1 protein-coding gene is annotated in these 1866 nt (G+C 67.4%); it reads left to right on the plus strand.

What is annotated here, in order from left to right; translation table 11 throughout:
* A partial coding sequence (locus GRF61_RS24000) for a type I secretion system permease/ATPase (RefSeq protein WP_169153134.1) occupies nucleotides 1-1838 on the plus strand: 1838 nt, incomplete at its 5' end.
* Nucleotides 1839-1866 lie beyond the last annotated feature (28 nt).

Below are 1866 nucleotides of genomic sequence, written 5' to 3' on the forward strand. Positions count from 1 at the left end.
TCCTCATCCAGGACCCCGCCAGCGGCCGCCCCCAGATCCTCCCCGAAGCCGAATTCCTCGCCCGCTGGGACGGCACCCTCGTCCTGCTCGCCTCGCGTGCCTCGCTCGCCGCCGAACTCGCCCGCTTCGACTTCTCCTGGTTCATCCCCGCCATCGTCAAATACCGGCGGCTGCTCGGCGAAGTCCTGGTCGCCTCCTTCTTCCTCCAGCTCTTCGCCCTCGTCACCCCGCTCTTCTTCCAGGTGGTGATGGACAAAGTGCTGGTGCACAAGGGCTACGCCACCCTCACCGTGATCGGCATCGGCCTGATTGCCGTCAACCTCTTCGAAAGCCTGCTCTCGGCGCTGCGCACCTACCTCTTCGCCCACACCTCCAGCCGCATCGACGTCGAACTCGGCGCCCGCCTCTTCCGCCACCTCCTCAACCTGCCGCTCGCCTACTTCGAAGCCCGCCGGGTGGGCGACTCGGTGGCCCGCGTGCGCGAACTCGAGAACATCCGCCAGTTCCTCACCGGCCAGGCCCTCACCCTGGTGCTGGACCTCTTCTTCTCCATCGTCTTCATCGCCGTCATGGCCTGGTACTCGATCTGGCTCACCCTGGTCGTGCTCGCCACCCTGCCGATCTACGCCGCGCTCTCCATCGGCATCACCCCCATCCTGCGCGGCCGTCTCAACGAGAAATTCCAGCGCAGCGCCGACAACCAGGCCTTCCTCGTCGAATCCGTCTCCAACATCCACACCGTCAAGGCCATGGCGGTCGAACCCCAATTCACCCGCCACTGGGACAACCAGCTCGCCGGCTACGTCGCCGCCGGCTTCCGCGTCACCCGCCTGGGCGCCTGGGCCGCCGAGAGCGTCGGCCTCATCGGCAAGCTCACCACCGTCGCCATCCTCTGGCTGGGCGCCTACCAGGTCATCGACGGCGCCCTCACCGTCGGCGGCCTCATCGCCTTCAACATGCTCGCCGGCCGCGTCTCCCAGCCCATCATGCGGCTCGCCAACCTGTGGCAGGACTTCCAGCAGACCGGCATCTCCATGGCCCGCCTGGGCGACATCCTCAACACCCGCACCGAACTGCCCGCCAGCCGGGCGGCGCTGCTGGCCATGCAAGGGCGCATCGAATTCGAACAGGTGCGCTTCCGCTACCGCCCTGACGGCGCCGAAATCCTCAAGGGCGTCTCCTTCACCATCGCCGCGGGCGAAGTCATCGGCATCGTCGGCCGCTCCGGCTCCGGCAAGAGCACCCTCACCAAGCTCATCCAGCGCCTCTACGTTCCCGAGCGCGGCCGCGTACTCGTCGACGGCGTCGATCTCGCGCTCGCCGACCCGGTCTGGCTGCGCCGCCAGACCGGCGTTGTATTGCAGGAGAACATGCTCTTCGCCCGCTCCATCCGCGACAACATCGCCCTCACCGACCCCGGCGCCCCGCTCGAGAACGTCATCGCCGCCGCCAAACTCGCCGGCGCCCACGACTTCATCATGCAACTGCCCCAGGCCTACGACACCCCGGTGGGCGAACACGGCGCCACCCTCTCCGGCGGCCAGCGCCAGCGCATCGCCATCGCCCGGGCGCTGCTCACCGACCCGCGCATCCTCATCCTCGACGAAGCCACCAGCGCCCTCGACTACGAATCCGAACGCATCATCCAGGACAACATGCGCGACATCTGCCGCGGCCGCACCGTCATCATCATTGCCCACCGCCTCTCCGCGGTGAAAGACGCCAACCGCATCCTCGTCATGGATCACGGCGAACTCATCGAAGAAGGCCACCACGGCGAACTCAAGGAACGCCCCAACGGCACCTACGCCAAGCTCTACGCCCTGCAGCAGGCCTGAACCATGCGTGCCCAAGCCACCCTGGACC

This window comes from Azoarcus sp. TTM-91, assembly GCF_012911025.1.
GTDB lineage: Bacteria > Pseudomonadota > Gammaproteobacteria > Burkholderiales > Rhodocyclaceae > Azoarcus.